Genomic DNA, 15,669 nt, shown 5'->3' with positions numbered 1-15,669 from the left:
GAGGTTACTACGATACAAAACAGTAGTGGCCTCTTTTTGTATTTAAATACACTTTAGTTAAACTCAGAATTGCATATAATTGATATTTTTTGTTTCTTTGAAGTTCAATAAAAAAACAATTTATTAAATATGAAACACGAAGAAGACGAAAAATTAACGGGATTGCCCGAAAATGCATTCAGAGAACTTAAATCGGGTGAAGTTTACAACCCATTAATGTCTCCTGATAAACAGTATAAGGAAGTTACTCCATGGTCAGTGATGTGGGGTGTTGCCATGGCTATTCTCTTTTCAGCTGCAGCGGCCTATCTTGGGCTTAAAGTTGGACAGGTATTTGAAGCTGCTATTCCAATTGCTATTATTGCTGTTGGAGTTTCAAGTGCTGCAAAAAGGAAAAATGCTTTAGGTGAAAATGTGATTATTCAATCTATCGGAGCCAGTTCCGGAGTTATTGTAGCCGGCGCAATTTTTACTCTGCCTGCATTATATATACTTCAGGCAAAATACCCTGAAATGTCTGTTAGTTTTCTTCAAGTTTTTGTCAGTTCTCTTTTAGGAGGCGTACTTGGAATCTTATTCCTAATTCCATTCCGAAAATATTTCGTACAAGAGATGCATGGAAAATATCCTTTTCCGGAAGCAACTGCTACTACTCAGGTTCTTGTTTCAGGAGAGAAAAGTGGTAACCAGGCTAAACCTCTTTTGATAGCCAGTTTGGTAGGTGGATTATACGACTTTATTGTTGCTACTTTCGGATGGTGGAACGAAAACTTCACGACTCGTGTTACTGGTTTTGGTGAAATGATTGCCGATAAGGCCAAATTGGTATTTAAGGTTAATACCGGTGCAGCCGTACTTGGTTTAGGTTATATAATCGGACTAAAGTATGCTGCAATCATTTGTTTTGGTTCACTTGCTGTTTGGTGGGTTATTATACCTGGTATTTCTTTAATATGGGGAGATAGTGTTCTTAATATGTGGAATCCTGATATTACTACAACTGTAGGAATGATGAGTCCTGAACTAATCTTTAAATACTATGCAAAAAGCATTGGTATTGGTGGTATCGCTATGGCTGGAATTATAGGAATAATCAGATCATGGGGAATTATTAAAAGTGCTGTAGGACTTGCTGCTAAAGAAATGGGTGGAAACAGTGACGTAGAAGCAAACATTCCCCGTACACAACGCGATTTGTCAATGAAGGTTATTGCTATTGGCTCTATTCTCACAATAGCTTTAGTCTTTTTATTTTTCTTCTTTGACGTAATGCAAGGAAATATTTATCAATGTATAGTCGCCATTCTTCTTGTAGCAGGAATTACTTTCCTTTTCACTACAGTAGCAGCTAATGCTATTGCTATTGTTGGAACAAACCCTGTTTCAGGAATGACATTGATGACTCTTATCTTAGCCTCTGTAGTAATGGTTGCTGTTGGTTTAAAAGGTCCTTCGGGTATGGTTGCTGCTTTAGTTATGGGTGGTGTAGTTTGTACCGCATTGTCTATGGCCGGTGGTTTTATTACGGACTTAAAAATTGGTTACTGGCTTGGAACAACTCCTGCAAAACAAGAAACATGGAAGTTTTTAGGAACAATCGTATCCGCTGCAACTGTAGGTGGTGTAATGATTATATTGAATAAAACTTATGGATTCTCAAGCGGTCAGCTTGCAGCTCCACAAGCTAACGCTATGGCTGCAGTGATTGAACCATTAATGAATGGCGTTGGTGCTCCATGGATACTTTACGGAATTGGAGCAGTTCTTGCTATTGTTCTTACACTTTGCGGAATACCAGCACTAGCATTTGCATTAGGTATGTTTATTCCATTAGAATTGAATATTCCACTTTTAGTAGGTGGAGCTATCAATTGGTATGTTACAACTCGTTCAAATGATGATGCTATAAATTCAGAACGCAGAGAAAAAGGAACTCTTCTTGCTTCCGGATTCATAGCCGGTGGTGCTTTAATGGGAGTTATCAGCGCAGGTATCCGTTTCTGCGGAGTAAACCTTGTAAATGAAGAATGGCTGTCTAATTCATGGTCGGAAGTTGTTTCTATCATCGCTTATTTTGTATTGATCGTTTATTTTGTAAAAGCTACAATGCACAAATCTTCAAATTTAAAATAAACATGAAAAAACTACTATTGACAGTGATGCTGACTGCAACAACAGCTCTCTTTGCTCAAAAACCAATAGAGTTACCACTATGGCCAAATGGCGCACCAAATTCTAATGAGTTAAAAGGGACTGAACAGGAAAATGAAAAAAACCGTATTAGCAACGTAGTCTCTCCTACTATTACTGTTTATCAGGCAAAAAATGGTAATGGCAAAGCCATTATTATGTGTCCTGGAGGTGGTTACTCTCGCTTAGCTATGGATCACGAAGGACATGACATGGCTCCGTGGTTTAATGCTCAGGGAATAACATATATAGTTTTAAAGTATCGTATGCCTAATGGTCACAATGAAGTACCTATCTCGGATGCAAAACAAGCTATTACTATTGTTCGCCAACATGCTTCAGAATGGGGCATAGACACCCATAAAGTAGGAATTATGGGAGCTTCTGCAGGTGGTCATTTAGCTTCTACTTTAGCTACACACTTCACTGCTGAGACTCGCCCGGATTTTCAAATATTGCTTTATCCTGTTATTACAATGGATAAAACATACACTCATGGAGGGTCACGTGAAAATCTGATAGGAAAGAATCCGAGCAAAGAGTTGGAAACATTATATTCAAATGAATTGCAAGTAACTCCCGAAACTCCTAAAGCTTTTATAGCTCTTTCGAATGATGATGGAGCAGTTCCTCCACAAAATGGAGTAAACTACTATCTTGCACTCTTAAAGAACAAAGTTTCTGCCTCAATGCATATTTATCCTATTGGAGGTCATGGATGGGGATTCCGTGATAACTTCAAATACAAACGTCAGTGGACTGAAGAATTGGAAAAATGGCTTCGTGAGTTATAAAACTAATATCGAACGTTTGATTTAATATCACAATCGGTATTTATACATAATAATCACCAAAAGGATTTATTCTTTTTGGTGATTATTTTTTTCGAACTCTTTGTCATTCAAAACAAAAGAGTTAACTTTGCGCCCGCTAGTACGAGATACTAGCATTAATTCAAATCATTAATTAAAAAACATTATTTAAAATGGCAACAAAGATCAGATTGCAAAGACGCGGTCGCAAGAGCTACGCGTTCTATCAGATTGTTATTGCGGACAGCAGAGCACCACGTGATGGTAAGTTTATTGAAAAAATCGGTTCTTACAACCCTAACACCGATCCTGCAACAATAGATTTGGATTTCGACCGTGCATTATATTGGGTTCTTACAGGAGCTCAACCTACTGACACAGTTCGTAATATTCTTTCTCGTGAAGGAGTTTACATGAAAAAGCACCTACTTGGTGGTGTTGCTAAGGGCGCATTTGGTGAAGCTGAAGCTGATGCTAAATTCGAAGCTTGGAAAGGCAACAAAGAAAACGGTCTTGCTGCATTGAAAGCTAAGAACGATGAAGCTGCTAAAGCTGAAGCTAAAGCACGCTTAGATGCTGAAAAGAAAATCAATGAAGCAAAAGCTCAAGTATTAGCAGAAAAGAAAGCTGCAGAACTTGCTGCTGAAGCTGCCGCTGCTGCACCAGCTGCTGAAGAAGCTGCTCCTGCTGTAGAAGAAGCTCCTGCTGCTGAGTAATCAGCCGACTTTATTTATTCGATAAAGCATTAAAAGATCCCTCAGGAATATTAATTTCTGGGGGATTTTCTTTTCTACATATCTTAATCTGGCAGCCATTTATCTTCATCCCAACATTTAAATGAAGCATATTGAACATAGTCAATATGCCAATTAGTTTTTAGAATACAGAGCAATCTTTAAACTGTTGGAGAAATATATTTTTCCATATATTCTGAAGGCTGCATTCCAAATTCCTTTTTAAAACAAACTGCAAAATATTTTGGATCATTATAACCTACTGCATAAGCTAAATCAGAAATACGTATATTCTTTTTTTCATCCATAATTCTACAAGCAGCTTTAATACGAATATTTCTGATAAATGCAGTTGTATTGAGCCCTGTAAGAGATTTCAATTTACGGTAAAGGGTAGATTTACTTACATTCATTGCAATTGCAAACTGCTCCTGATCAAAATCCGGATTGTCCAAATGCTTATTTACACATTCCACAGCTTCACTCAGAAATTTTTCATCAATATCTGTATAATTCAGTTCTTTCACTTCAAAAACCAGTTGCTTTTTAAAATCATAATTTGCGCGTTCCTTATCCTTAAGCAAGTTCTTTATTTTAGCATGAAGCACACTCAGAGAGAAAGGTTTGGTTATAAATCCATTCGCACCCGATTCATAAGCAAGCACACGATCCTCTTCCCTTGTTTTGGCTGTCAATATAATAATGGGAATATGTGATGTGTTCAAATTAGTTTTTACAGCTTTACAAAACTCAATTCCATCCATTTCCGGCATCATAATGTCAGAAACCACCAAATCAATATTCTCTTGTTCGAGCATATTAAGCCCTTCTTTCCCAGACATTGCTGTGTATACATTATAGCTAACGCTCAATAGCTTAACCATAAGGTTCAATAAATCTTCGTCATCTTCAATCAGCAATAAAGAATAATCTCTTGTTTTCTCTTCCACAATGCTTTCATCTTCTTTATCAGCTTCCATTGGTGGAGCTGTATAAATAGTAGTAGAGTCATCAATCTGATGTTCCTTATAAGCGTCCCGGCAAATCGGAATTGAAACAATAAATTCACAACCTTTTCCTTCCTCGCTACTTACAGATATAGTTCCTTCATGTAATTGAACCAAATCTTTAGTGAGCGATAATCCAATTCCAGTACCTATGGTATTAAATTTACGATAATCACCTTCATAAAAGCGTTTAAATAATTGGTTGACTTTATCCGGGCTTATTCCATCTCCATTATCCTTAACAGATATAACCGCATGTTGAATTTCAGGTTTATAAGTCAATTCAACAAGTACTGTTTTTCCTGGTTGATTATATTTTGCTGCATTAGAAAGAAGATTATAAATTATCTTATCCAACTTATCACAGTCAAAATAGCCATTCAGATGTTCTGGAGTACATATTACAGAACAATGAATCTTTTTCTTTTTCATCAACGGGAAAAAACTATTCACATTATTTGTAATAAATAGAGCAAGATCTCCTTGCTGAACCTTTAGTTTCAAGTTTCCTGATTCTGCTTTTCTAAATTCAAGAATCTGCTGAATCAATCTGATCAATCGGTTTGTATTATTTGTAATAACCTGATAAGTCTCCTCTCCTTTAGGCATAGATAGCTTCAATTCGTCTACAGCAGCAGAAATAACCGTTAATGGTGTAAGTAATTCATGGGTAATATTAGTAAAGAACTGAAGTTTGGAATGATTTAATTCTTCCATCTTAGCACGTTCCAGTTCTTTCAACTCAGCAACATTCTTATCACGAATCCGCTTATTTAATTGACTGATAATTCGATAAGCAATAAAAGCAGCAAAGAGAATATAGAGACAATAAGCCCACCATGTTTCCCAGGGAGCCGGTAATATTTCAATCTCAAGTGTTTTTACCTCTTTATTCCAAATACCATTTGCATTAGTTGATCTGAGTTTAAAATGGTAAGTACCAGAAGGTAAATTATTGTAGTGGGCAAAATTTTGATTTTCTGTATACTGCCATTTAGAATCATATCCTTCCAATTTATAGGAATATTTAAAACTTGGTGAATCAGTGAAACCTAGTGTGGCAAATTCTATACTAAAATCATTTTGTTTATAATTCAATTGAATTTTCTTAGTATAAGATGGAGCTATTGATGAAATCTTATAACGTTCTTTTTCAGGCAAAGAAGCCCACGATACATTCAATAACTTAATATCCTTAATAACAAAAGACGGGAAATATTCTTTCACTGTAACTTGCTCGGGAAAGAAACTATTAAATCCACGATTTCCGCCAAAAAACATTTCTCCATTACCTGTTACAAATGATGCATTCCGATTAAAAAGATTATCCTGCAATCCATCATGTCTGGTGTACAATCGATAACTAACTTCATTAAGATTATCTGGAACAATCAGTTTTATCAATCCGGCGTTAGAACTCATCCACAAATTATGCTGTTTATCCTCTTGAATACTAAAAATAGCATCACCTGGTAAATTAAAGGTATCATGAACCGGTATAAACATATTCTTCTTCTCATCAAATAAGCTCAATCCTCCCCCATCTGTTCCAGCCCAAAGTCTTCGTTTACTATCTTCAAAAAGGCAAAGAATTGAAATATTATTCAAGTTCTTTTTTACGGGAGTATAATTTATAAAACGCAACTTATCTAATTGTTTTAAACTACCAATAGCTCTCAAAATTCCACCATTACTTGTTCCAAGCCATATTTCCCCGGAACGTCTTTGAATAATTGAAACAATAGCAAATGTATTAAGAGGTATATTATCTATTTTAGTAGAAGCAAATCCAACACTTTTTCCGTTTGGAGTACATATACATAATCCCCCCTTAGTCCCTAACCAAAAGTTATAACTTTTATCTTCCAACATTGAAAAAACACATCCGTGCGGAAGGGTGCTGAGGTTATTTTGATTATAATTAATAATGCGTTGCCCTGAAGGCTTATTAGGATAGTATATTATGACTCCTGTTCCGTGAGTTCCAATCCATATTGACCCATCTCTTTTTGATTGTACAATTGAATTTACAGTCGGTATTTCATTCAACATTTTAAAATCCGGCAACTGACGGTTATGTGTATAAACGCCCGTATTCCTATTATATTGATAAAAACCTGCACTACCTAATCCCATCCATATAATACCTTTTTTATCAACAAACAAACAGCGAATGGAAGAAAAACTACTTTTTTCAGTTTCTATTTTATGATATGCAAAAGGCGAAGTCTGTGTTACTGTTGTATTAATTCCTCCTCCTTGCGTTCCCAGCCACATCATTCCTTCACCGTCACAAAGAATTGTGCTTATATCATTATATGATATAGATGTAGCTGTATTATTAGGAGAATAATTTTGAAAATAGAACTTTTTACCCACCTCATGAATTACGCTCAGCCCATTTCTGGTAGCTAACCAAACTTCATGATTATTTTTATCTTCACCTATGTCATAGATTGAGTTACTGCAAATTGCATCAGATGTTCCTGTAGCACTAAAATTTATACTTTTAGTTTTTTGTGAATCATATGGATTCTGTAATAGAAAAAGACCATATCCCCATGAACCAATCCATATACGATGCTTGCTATCCTCAAAAATAGAAAAAGCTGAATTTCTGGCATTTAACTGAGGATATGAAAAGAATCTATTGGTAGATAAACTTAAACGATAATACCCATTTCCCCAAGTTCCAATCCAAACATTCTTCTTAGAATCTTCCATTAAATCCATAACAGACAATCCATTAGCAAACACATTTCCAGTACGCAGTCTGTTCAAATGAATTAGCTGCTTATTCGAAGGTATATATTCGTACAATCCTTGTTCGGTACCTATTAAATAGCGTTTATTGCTTGTTATCAATATACGCGTTACTACAACATTATTAAAATTCTCAAGTTTTAGTTTTTCTATTATACCAGTACGTTTATGCAGAATTGTAATACCATCATTTGTTCCTATCCATAATTGTTGCTGATCATCTTCAACAATACATCTTATATAATTATTAATAGGTAATCCTGGATTGGAAAGATTATCTTTTACAACCTTTAACTGTGCTCCATCATACTGGCAAAGACCACTATTTGTTCCTATCCAAATAAAGCCTTGCTTATCTTGATAGATACAATGCACTTCATTGGTTGGCAATCCTTGTGTGGTTGATATTTGTGCAAATGATAAAACGGTCTTTGATTCCTTCTGTGAAAATACACTTAGAGAGAGAAATAAAAAGATTACCAATAATGAGATACTAAAGTAACTAGATGTTTTCATGCTAAAAGATTCTTTGTAGCAAAGTAAACATTATACCTTCTTTCAAACAATTATTTTAGGTATAAAAAAGTACCAATGAAATCTTTTTAGACCAAAATGAGTGTATTTTCTCCTTCCTTTAATAATTATAAGCGCAACTTTGCATCTAATGAAATTTATTAAATTATATACTATGAATAAATTGTTTAAATTGGTATTACCGTTCGCCGCGTTACTACTAGTTTCATTTACCAACAAAACTACGGAACAAGAAGAAGTTATTAAAATCATTCACAAAGTAAACCGTTACTGGCAAAAACAGAATCCGGAACATGGTCGAGCTTTTTGGGATAATGCAGTTTATCATACCGGAAATATGGAAGCTTACTTTCTTACCGGAACTGCTGAATACAAAAATTATTCAGAAGCCTGGGCTCAGCACAATGAATGGAAAGGTGCTAAATCTGATAATAAATCAGAATGGAAGTTGACTTATGGAGAAAGCAATGAATATGTATTATTTGGCGATTATCAGGTTTGTTTTCAAACATTCTGTGACCTTTATACAGCAGATCCCGATCCTAGAAAAATAGCCAGAGCAAGACAGGTCATGGAATATGAAATGAGCACTGCCAGAAAAGATTATTGGTGGTGGGCAGATGGTCTTTATATGGTAATGCCGGTTATGACAAAATTATATAGAATAACCAATAATAAACAATATCTTGATAAGCTATATGAATATACGCTTTATTGCGATTCATTAATGTATGATGAAAAAGAAGGACTTTACTATCGCGACGCTCGTTATGTATATCCAAAACATAAAAGTGGTAATGATAAAAAAGATTTCTGGGCACGTGGAGATGGCTGGGTTATAGCCGGACTGGCAAAAGTGCTGAAAGATTTACCAAAAGACTATAAACATCACGATTTCTTCGTAAAGAAATTCAAAAAAATGGCTTCTTCCTTAGCTGCATGCCAACAACCTGAAGGTTACTGGACACGTAGTTTATACGATGCAAGTTTTGCTCCGGGACCAGAAACCAGTGGCACTGCATTAATGACTTACGGATTGCTATGGGGTATTAATAACGGATATTTAGATAATGACACCTTTGGCCCTGTTTGCAAAAAAGCCTGGAATTATTTATCAAAAGTAGCTATGCAATCGAATGGAAAGATTGGATATGTTCAACCTATTGGTGACAGAGCAATTCCGGGACAAGTCGTTGATAAAAACTCTACCTCCAACTTCGGAGTCGGAGCATTCTTATTGGCTTCTTGTGAAATGGCCAGATATTTAGGTGTAAATCACGATCGCGAATATTGGGCTAATACCTTATATAAAATAGCATCGCCTGTATTAAAGGCTATGAGTAATGGAAAGTTAAGTGAAGAAATGCAGGTCGAAGTCAGCCCAACCTGGGATGGCAGAGATAAGAGAGTTACTTATATGGAGTGTTTCGGACGACTGATGGCCGGAGTTGCTCCATGGCTGTCACTGCCAGATGATAATACAACAGAAGGACAGCGACGCAAGCAATTACGTGAATGGGCTTTGGCTAGTTACAAAAATGCTGTTGATCCTCAAAGTGCTGACTACTTGTTATGGAGAAAAGAAGGACAGCCTTTAGTTGATGCTGCCTATGTGGCTCAAAGTTTTCTACGTGCTTACGATCAATTATGGCTACCATTGGATGAAACAACCAAGCAACGCTATATTGCAGAATTCCAACAATTGCGCCGTGTAGATCCACCATACACAAACTGGTTATTATTCTCTTCTACTATAGAATGCTTTTTAGCCAAAGCAAATGCTCAGCCAGATTATTACCGTATCCATTCTGCTCTTAGAAAAATAGAAGAATGGTATGTAGGCGATAGCTGGTATAGTGACGGAACAAGCTTTGCTTTCGATTATTACAATAGCTACGTAATTCAACCGATGTATGTAGACTGCTTAAAAGTAATGCTCGATTTAAAAAAGAATAATATTGCAACGACTCAGCAATACGAAATAGCACTAAAGAGAATGCAGAAATACAGTCAGATACTTGAAAGATTAATTTCTCCGGAAGGTACCTACCCTGTTTTTGGACGTTCAATACCTTATCGTATGGGAGTATTCCAACCATTAGCACAATTGGCATGGAAAGAACAACTGCCGGCAGAATTAAGCAACGGACAAGTTCGTGCTGCACTCACAGCAGTTATGCACAACATGTTCGATTCCGGAAAAAATTTCAATGAAAAAGGATATCTACGTATTGGTTTCACTCAAAGTCAGCCTAACATAGCCGACTGGTATACAAACAATGGAAGTATGTATATTACTTCACTTGCTTTCTTACCTTTAGGTTTACCGGCTTCTCACCCATTCTGGAGTGACGCACCTATGGACTGGACTTCAAAGCGAGCATGGAGCGGAAATGATTTTCCAAAAGATCATGCAATAAATTACTAATCCCACAGCCAAAATGTTAAATTAATTATCATTTTAGGGCAAAAATATCGGTTTTGCACTAAAAATAGAGTTATTTGGCTGAATTGTGGATACAGAAATTAACAATTCAGAATACATTTGCATCAAGTCATCAGACTTTAATAACCAAAAATCAATTAAAAAATGAGAAACATGTATCAAGTTTATCTTAGTAAAGACAGACTGTCAAAGTCTATTCTTGTCTTACTCGTTTTGATGTTGCTAACTCCGTTTAGCCTTATGGCACAGAACCGGACCATCAAAGGAGTAGTAAAAGACAGTAAAACGAATGATCCGCTCATCGGATGTTCTGTTTTAGTAAAGGGCTCCTCAACAGGATCAATAACAGATTTAAATGGTGAATTTTCACTTAGCATTGGTAAAAACGCAACTCTTGTATTTTCTTTTGTAGGGTATAACGGAAAAGAACTAGCTGTAGGTAACCAAACCGACCTTGTAGTTCTTATGGATGAAAATTCCAGAGAATTAGAAGAAGTTGTTGTAGTAGGTTACGGTACTCAGAAAAAGTCGGATGTTACAGGTTCTGTAACTTCTGTAAACAAAGACCGATTATCAAAACTTCCGGTATCTAATATAATGCAAGCATTGGAAGGTGCAACGGCTGGTGTTATTGTAACTCAAGGTTCATCTATACCGGGTGATGGTCCTTCAACTGTTATTCGTGGTAAAAACTCCATCAATGCAAACACAGATCCTTATGTTGTTGTTGATGGTGTGCCTATCAGTAAAAGTGGTGGTTCTCTATCAGATATCAACCCGAACGATATTGAAAGAATGGAAATATTGAAAGATGCATCGGCTGTAGCAATTTATGGTACTAATGGTGCAAATGGTGTTATCTTGATTACAACCAAACGTGGTAAAACAGGCAAACCCACTATTCGTTATAATGGTTATGCAGGTATCGAAGATTACGCTCATAAGTTGAATATGCGTACAGGTGAGGAATATGTTCAGAAATATAAAGATTACATGTTCCAAAAAACTGGTACAGTATTAAGCGGAACCCCAGTTCCTAATCAGGCTGAAGTTGCTAATTATAATGCAGGAAAAGAAACTGACTGGCTAGACGAAATTTCACAAACAGGTATTAATCAGGATCACAATGTAAGTTTAAGTGGTGGTACTGACAATATGAAGTATTTCGTATCAGGTGAATACCTAAACCAGAAAGGTATATTAAAAGGTTACCAATACAAACGCTACAGTTTCCGTATGAACTTTGATGTTAATGTAACAGACTACTTAACTATCGGAACAAATGCTTATTTGGCAGCTCATAATAAAGATGGCGGCCGTGTTAACTTTTTGTATGGTATTGCAATGAGTCCTTACGGTCAGGAATATAATGAGGATGGTACTTACAATACATTACCAATGTCTCCAGAGGAAATGTACACATCTCCTTTCTGCCAATACAATAAAAAAGCCGTAAGACGTAGTGTTAACATAAACGGGAATGGTTATGTAGAATTAAACTTCGGCAAAATATTCAAGCCACTTAATGGTTTAAAATATCGTTTAAATATTGGTTATAACTACCTTCCAACCAGAACTTCAAGCTATGCAGGTTTGGCATCTTACGATAAGAATGGTACAGCATATACAACTAATACTGAAACAAATGCTTATACTATTGAAAACATCTTTACTTATTCTAAAGATATCAACAGGCATCATTTTGATTTAACAGGTTTGTATAGTGCACAAAGCAGAAATTATCTGACTACAACAGCTAAGGCAGTAGGTTTTGTAAATGATTTACTGGGATATAATTATTTAGATGGAGGAACAACTCAAACAACTTCTTCATATGCAGATCGTTATGCTGCAACCAGCTACATGGGACGTTTGAACTATTCTTATGACAGTCGCTATTTATTCACATTTACAGTACGTCGCGACGGTTCATCTGTATTTGGGGCAAACACATCTAAATATGGTACATTCCCTTCTGTTGCGTTAGGCTGGAATATTGCCAATGAACAATTTATGAAGAAATTTTATTGGCTGGATAATTTGAAACTACGCCTTTCTTATGGTAAGTCTGGTAACGAAGCTATCCCTATTTATAGAACAATATCAAAAAATAACGCAGCAAGTATAGCAATGGATGGTAAAACATTAACAGCTATATATCCTAACACATTAGGAAATGGTGATTTGGAATGGGAAACAACAAAAAGTGCAAATATAGGTTTGGATTTTGGATTCTTAAAGAGCAGAATTTCTGGTAATCTTGAATTTTATAAGTCAAATACTTCTGGATTACTTTTAGAGCGCAACTTGCCTAAAGTTACTGGTTATTCAAGCGTATATCAAAATTTAGGTAAAACTCAGAATATTGGTTTAGAAGCAACAGTGACTACACGTAATATTGTAACTAAAGATTTCAATTGGGAAACTTCATTCATCTTTGCAACTAATAAAAACAAGATAATTGACCTTTATGGAGATAAAAAAGACGATATAGGTAATGCTAAGTTTATTGGTCATCCAATTTACGTTTCTTACGACTATAAAATGCTAGGTATCTGGCAAGAAAGTGAAATTAAAGCCGGATTAAACAAAGGTTGGGATAACACTGCAGTTGCTGGTGATATTAAATTTGAAGATACAAATAAAGATGGTAAAATCACTTCAGATGATAAACAGATTCTAGGACAAAGAGATCCGAAGTGGACAGGTGGGTTAACCAACAAATTTACATATAAAAACTGGTCACTGAGCGTGTTTGTACAAACAGCTCAAGGTATGATGAAGAGCAATACTGACATCAGAACTTATGATGAAACATGGCGTATTAATACTCCTGCCATATTCGGTTACTGGACATCAGAAAACATGAATAATGAATATCCTCGTCTGACATATACTAATACTTACGGATATGGCTACTCACGCAAAGCCAGTTATACACGTTTAAAAGATATCACATTAAGTTATACTTTCAATGAAAGTGCAATCAGCAAATTTGGTTTAGGATCACTAACTATTTATGGAAGTGGACGTAACCTTCATACTTGGACATCATGGGTAGGTTGGGATCCTGAAGCTAGTTTCTCAAATCGTGGTTCCGGAACCTGGGAAGATAACTACCCTCTAACTAAGAGTTTTGTAATTGGTATTAACGTGACACTTAAATAATAAAAAAACTATGAAAAAGAATTATATATCACTAGCATTGGCCGGTTTAACAATGATGGCTGTTACATCATGTAGCAGTGACTATCTGGACGAAACTCCAATGTCTAATTATACAGCTGCAACATTAACTGATTCAAAAGGTATGAATGCCTTGGCACTTGGTATGTATTACGATTTCAGTTTAATCCAATCATACAGCAACGATCAAGGATTTCCATGCGTATTCCAGGTTGGTACTGATGTTTGCGATCCGGCACAATATCAGGGAATAGAACTACCAATGTACAAATATGAAAAACTTACAGCTGATGCTTCTGCTCCACAAGTATACTGGAGACAATTATATAATATTATTAATGCTACTAACGTAATTATAGATAATGTAGAATCTGGAATTTCAACTGCAAGTGAGAGCGATAATACGCTCTATAAAGCAGAAGCATGCTTTATGCGTGCTTGGTGTTACGATCAGTTAGCCGTATTCTTTGGGGGTGTTCCATTGTCATTAAAGCCTGTAACTACAGCTAAAGTAGATTACACCCGTGCCACTTTAAACGAAGTTAATGCACAGATTGTTGCAGATTTAACTTATGCAACAACAAATTTACCTGAACCTGATGCTGTTAAAAATGGCAGTCGCGTAAATAAGTATTCAGCTAATCAATTATTAGCAGAAGTTTATATTCGTACTAAAGAATACCAAAAAGCAGTTGATGCTTGCAACACAATTATAAGCTCTGGTAAATTTGCCTTAAATACATCTCTACGTTCAGGATTAAGTTATAGCGATTTCTATCATGACATGTTTGTTCAGGGATATATGCGCCGTAAGCAAGGTAATAAGGAAATCATCTGGAATTATGAAAGTGAGAATAACAATACTGTAACTGGTGGCCAGTCTGGCTCTTTCCAACAACGCCGTTGCTGGGTTGCTGCTTATTATCAATATTCAAGTAAAGGTCTAGTATTATGTGATTCTTTAGGTGGACGTGGTTTGGCTCGTATGCGTTTGAGCAGCCGAATGTTGAATCTTTACCAGGCAGGGGATATTCGTAACTCTCAGGCAAATATTCACCGCGATTTTTATGTAAACGGTGTAAAGTTTAAAGGAACAGATGCAGTAAACGACTCTATCTTTAAATTACCTCCTTACTGTACTAAGTGGAATTGCTTTGATCCAAATGATACATTTGGTTATACAGCAATACACGATGTTCCTATGATGCGTTTTGGCGAAACATATCTATTATTAGCTGAAGCTTATTTGGGTCTAAATAAAACAGCTGAAGCTGCTGCTGCAATCAACGTACTTCGTACCCGTGCCTTTGGAAGCCCTACTCTGGGACAGGTTTCTGCTTCACAAATAAACATTGATTTTATTCTTGATGAACGTGCACGTGAATTAATCGGAGAAGAAAATCGTCGTTATACTTTAATGCGTACCGGACAATTACAAAAACGTGCCGCTATGAATAAAGACTTTATTGCGACAAACAATCCATTATCTAATGCATCACTTGAAGCTAGTTATGCTATTAGCAACACGGATAAAATACAAAATCTCTGGCCTATTCCAAAGACAGAAATTGACTTAAACAAAGATGGTAAATTAGAGCAAAATCCAGGATATTAATATTAAACATATTGTCCTGAATAACCTCATAAGGTTAATCTAAAGATTATCAGGGAACTGCGTTGAAATAATTCAAACACAGTTCCCTGATCTGTTTTTAGCCTATATATCATTTTATATTGGCAAGCTATTATTCACCAACAATCAAAATCCATTGACCAATGGATCAGATTCATAGGCCAATAAATATTAAATATTGGTGAATAGTAAATATCAAGTTGGCTTAGGAATAAGAATAATATTGTAAATCAGTTCTAGTAATATCCACAGAAACTGTAAACCCAATCGGTTCTTTTGCAATTTAGTTGAAAGGACGTATCGTTATAGTTCCTAAAGAACTCTGATAAAACAAAACTTCTTCAAGTTTTTTGTATAATATAAT

Annotated in this window: 7 protein-coding genes; 6 read left to right on the top strand and 1 reads right to left on the bottom strand. The window is 35.8% G+C overall.

All coding sequences use genetic code 11. From position 1 onward, the window contains the following. Positions 1-129 precede the first annotated feature (129 nt). The 3 genes from BUC21_RS12025 to BUC21_RS12015 all read left to right on the top strand — a co-directional run bounded on the left by BUC21_RS12025 (position 130) and on the right by BUC21_RS12015 (position 3,718). A complete protein-coding gene (locus BUC21_RS12025) occupies positions 130-2,133 on the top strand; it encodes an OPT family oligopeptide transporter (RefSeq protein WP_073402737.1) in 2,004 nt (667 codons plus the stop codon). A 2-nt stretch (positions 2,134-2,135) separates the two neighbouring features. Beyond that, the gene (locus BUC21_RS12020; RefSeq protein WP_073402735.1) at positions 2,136-2,984 is read left to right on the top strand and encodes an alpha/beta hydrolase; all 849 of its coding nucleotides are present in this window, start codon (positions 2,136-2,138) and stop codon (positions 2,982-2,984) included. A gap of 191 nt (positions 2,985-3,175) precedes the next feature. Then, on the top strand, positions 3,176-3,718 hold the full coding sequence (locus BUC21_RS12015; RefSeq protein ID WP_073402734.1) for a 30S ribosomal protein S16: 543 nt from the start codon (positions 3,176-3,178) through the stop codon (positions 3,716-3,718). Between the two features lie 179 nt (positions 3,719-3,897). Here the strand turns inward: BUC21_RS12015 and BUC21_RS12010 are convergent, their stop codons facing one another. Continuing rightward, positions 3,898-8,022, bottom strand: coding sequence for a hybrid sensor histidine kinase/response regulator transcription factor (locus BUC21_RS12010; protein ID WP_073402732.1), 4,125 nt, complete (start codon positions 8,020-8,022; stop codon positions 3,898-3,900). Positions 8,023-8,194: 172 nt separating this feature from the next. Between BUC21_RS12010 and BUC21_RS12005 the strand changes: the two genes are divergently transcribed. The 3 genes from BUC21_RS12005 to BUC21_RS11995 all read left to right on the top strand — a co-directional run bounded on the left by BUC21_RS12005 (position 8,195) and on the right by BUC21_RS11995 (position 15,287). Beyond that, positions 8,195-10,468, top strand: a complete 2,274-nt coding sequence (locus BUC21_RS12005; RefSeq protein ID WP_073402913.1) for a DUF2264 domain-containing protein — start codon at positions 8,195-8,197, stop codon at positions 10,466-10,468. A 162-nt stretch (positions 10,469-10,630) separates the two neighbouring features. After that, entirely contained in the window at positions 10,631-13,654 is a 3,024-nt protein-coding gene (locus BUC21_RS12000) for a SusC/RagA family TonB-linked outer membrane protein (RefSeq protein WP_245797106.1), read from the top strand. A gap of 10 nt (positions 13,655-13,664) precedes the next feature. Continuing rightward, positions 13,665-15,287, top strand: a complete 1,623-nt coding sequence (locus tag BUC21_RS11995) for a RagB/SusD family nutrient uptake outer membrane protein (RefSeq protein ID WP_073402730.1) — start codon at positions 13,665-13,667, stop codon at positions 15,285-15,287. Positions 15,288-15,669 lie beyond the last annotated feature (382 nt).

Source organism: Bacteroides luti (genome assembly GCF_900128905.1).
Lineage (GTDB): Bacteria > Bacteroidota > Bacteroidia > Bacteroidales > Bacteroidaceae > Bacteroides > Bacteroides luti.
The sequence above is the reverse complement of the archived record's forward strand: the minus strand, read 5'-3'. Positions and strand labels throughout refer to the sequence as shown.